3 protein-coding genes and 1 tRNA gene are annotated in these 2,713 nt (G+C 75.1%); 1 reads left to right on the plus strand and 3 read right to left on the minus strand.

Annotation, left to right across the window (positions count from 1 at the left end; translation table 11 throughout):
- Positions 1-300: 300 nt before the first annotated feature.
- Positions 301-429 carry a DLW-39 family protein gene (locus tag SSBG_RS31185; RefSeq protein ID WP_007824483.1) on the minus strand — a complete coding sequence of 43 codons (129 nt, stop codon included), beginning with the start codon at positions 427-429 and terminating at the stop codon, positions 301-303.
- 245 nt (positions 430-674) lie between these two features.
- On the opposite strand from SSBG_RS31185, the gene SSBG_RS14370 reads away from it, so the two are divergent.
- The gene (locus SSBG_RS14370; RefSeq protein ID WP_008746838.1) at positions 675-1,361 is read left to right on the plus strand and encodes a DUF6344 domain-containing protein; all 687 of its coding nucleotides are present in this window, start codon (positions 675-677) and stop codon (positions 1,359-1,361) included.
- Between the two features lie 629 nt (positions 1,362-1,990).
- Here the strand turns inward: SSBG_RS14370 and SSBG_RS14375 are convergent.
- A tRNA-Ile gene (locus SSBG_RS14375) sits at positions 1,991-2,064 on the minus strand.
- Positions 2,065-2,123: 59 nt separating this feature from the next.
- A partial coding sequence (locus tag SSBG_RS14380; RefSeq protein WP_008746839.1) for a DUF3566 domain-containing protein occupies positions 2,124-2,713 on the minus strand: 590 nt, incomplete at its 5' end.

Raw genomic sequence — 2,713 nt, forward strand, 5'->3', positions numbered from 1 at the left:
CGGCCGCCGGTACGGGCGTCGCGCCCGCGAGCCCGAGGGCCAGCGCGAGCACCGCGCCCGCGCCACCGCGCCACGCCGTACCCGCACGCCCGCCCCGCATCGCAGCCCCCTGTTCCCGGGAGCCCCCGCCCCCGCGCGCGGGTCCATCCTGCCGCCCCGGACCGGGTGCTGTCCCGCGCGGGGGCCGAATTCACCGGGCGGAAGGGTCTGTTGGGACGCCGGGGGGCGGATACGGCGACGGGCCCCCGCCGCCCTCGGCGGCAGGAGCCCGTTCAGCTCGTTCAGCGGGAGCGCGACTGCTCAGGAACCCGAGGGAACCGAGTCGGTCGCCTCCGTCCACAGATCCTGCTCGGCGCGATCCGCCTGGATCTGGCGGTACACGAGGAGCCCGCCGATGGCGGCCAGTGCGACCAGGAGAAGCTTCTTCACCGCGCGACCTCGTCCTTCTTTGACGTTCAGGGACCTCTGCCGCCCGACTATACACACCGGCCCATACCACTCGGCGCCCCCTTCGGCACCCGGGCGGCAGCCGTCCCCCGCTCCGCCCGCACCCCTCCGTCCGAGTGACGTTCATCAGAAGATCTGCGCGCCACGAGCGTCGCTCCTCCCCTTCACACCGTCGGTACACATCATGAGGAAGTACGCAAATCGCCCAAGCTGAAAGTGAGCACACCGTGGCTGCCCAGACCTTCTCGACGCTGTGGAAGGCGCTCGTCGGCGCCTTCCTCGCGCTCTTCGCCTTCCTCGGCCTCGCCGCCGCCCCCGCCCAGGCCGCCGCCGCCCCCGCGACCCCGGCGCCCCAGCCGCGCGACCTGCCCTGCGCGGAGGACGCCCCGCGCGATCTCGCCGTCGCCCCGGCGCTCTTCGGGCCACCGCTCGCCCAGGGGCGCTCGCTGCCGCCCACGATGAAGCAGCGCATCCGCGCCGAGCAGCACGGCTCCTCACCGTCCTGCCGCCAGCTCCTCATCCCGCTCGACCACCCCTACGACACCGGAGCGGTCCCGGCCCGCGGCTCACTCGCCGCACCCCGTACGACGGCCGCCACCGCCACGCGAGCGGTCGCCCCCGGCACGGAGAGCACCACTCCGCGGAATGCCACGACGGAGAGCACTACCGCGGAGACCGCCACGAGCGGCAGCCCCGAACAGCGCACCGGTACCGCCGCACACCCGCTGCCCGCCGTCGAGCCCGCCCCGGCCACGGACCCCGCCCCGCTCGCCCCCGGCATCCCCGCCCCCGCCGGCGCCCCGGACACCGCCCTGCCGCACGCCTCCGAGGCCCCGTTCACGCTCCCCGGCATCCCGGCCGCGCGCGAGCACCACGACAGCGCCGCCGCCCCGCTCCCCACCCCGGCCCGGTGAACCGCCCCGACCAGGGCGCGCACGCGCCTCTCCCGTATCGCGGCACGCCCGCCCTCGCACGGCCTGTCGCACGCGCCACCCCACGGCGCACGGCCCGCGCCACCCCGCCCCGTACCGCACGCGCCATCCCGTCGCGTCCCGCGCGAGCACCACGGCCCACCACCGTCCGCCCGGCGGCCGCAACCACCACCGGAACTCCCGGCCCCACCCGCGTACGCCCCGCACGTCTTCGCCCACGGAGCCGTTCACCCGCTCCGGGCGGCTTCCCTCCCGGCAGCACCGCTCCGGCACGACCCCGCCCCACCGGCGGCTCCCCCGGTACCACCTGCGACACTCCGCCACTCCGCCGGAACTCCCGCTCCGCCACGCCCTCTTGGGCGCGTCCGCCCCTGCCCCCTGTTGCGTATCCCTGTGCCGCCCCCGCCCGCACGACCCCGTACCGTTCCACGCCCTCCCGCGTGTCCCGCCCCCGGCCCCAGGCCGCAGGGGCCCTTTGCCGTGTCCCCGCACCGCCCGCACCCGTACCGCGCCCTGTCCCCGAGATGCCGCCGCACACACCGGGCGCCCCACCACCGGCCCCGCACAACGAGAAGACCCCCGGTCCTGGGACCGGGGGTCTTTCGTGTCGGTGGGGCTAACAGGACTTGAACCTGTGGCCTCTTCCTTATCAGGGAAGCGCTCTAACCGTCTGAGCTATAGCCCCGCGCGCTCGCGCGCTGACCTCTGAAGATTAGCGCACGAGACGGCCAGTCCCAAAATCGGTTACTCGTCCTCGGCGAGCGTGAGCTCGACACCGCCCACGAAGCCGGCGGAGAGGTTGTAGATGAAGGCTCCGAGCGTGGCAAGCGCCGTCATCAGGACGACATCGATGACCGCGATCACCGAGGTGAACATGAGCACGCGCGGCAGCGAGAGGAAGGACTCCAGGTCGAAGCCGCCCCCGTCGCTGGAGCTCGTCGCCTCCGCGACGGTGTCGCCGACGGTGGAGAAGACGCCCATCGCGTCCATCACCATCCACAGCACCGCCGCGGCGACGACCGTGCAGATGCCGAGCGCGATGGAGAGCAGGAAGCTCACCTTCATGACCGACCACGGGTCGGCCTTCGCCACCCGCAACCGGGCCTTGCGCGTACGCGGCACCGGACGGGCCCCGGTACGCGGCTTGCGCACCCCGCGGCCCGCCGCGCCGCCCGCCGCCATCCCGCCAGGACCGCCGCCGGCGGGCGCCTGGTACGCCTGCGGAGGCTGGTACGGGGCGGCCCCGGCCGACGGCGTGCTCGCCGCCGGGTGGCCGCCGACGCCGCCGTGCCGGCCGCCGCTGTAGGTGCCCGGCTGGTCTGTCTGCCCCTGCG

The sequence above is a fragment of the Streptomyces sp. SPB074 genome (assembly GCF_000154905.1).
Taxonomy (GTDB): domain Bacteria; phylum Actinomycetota; class Actinomycetes; order Streptomycetales; family Streptomycetaceae; genus Streptomyces.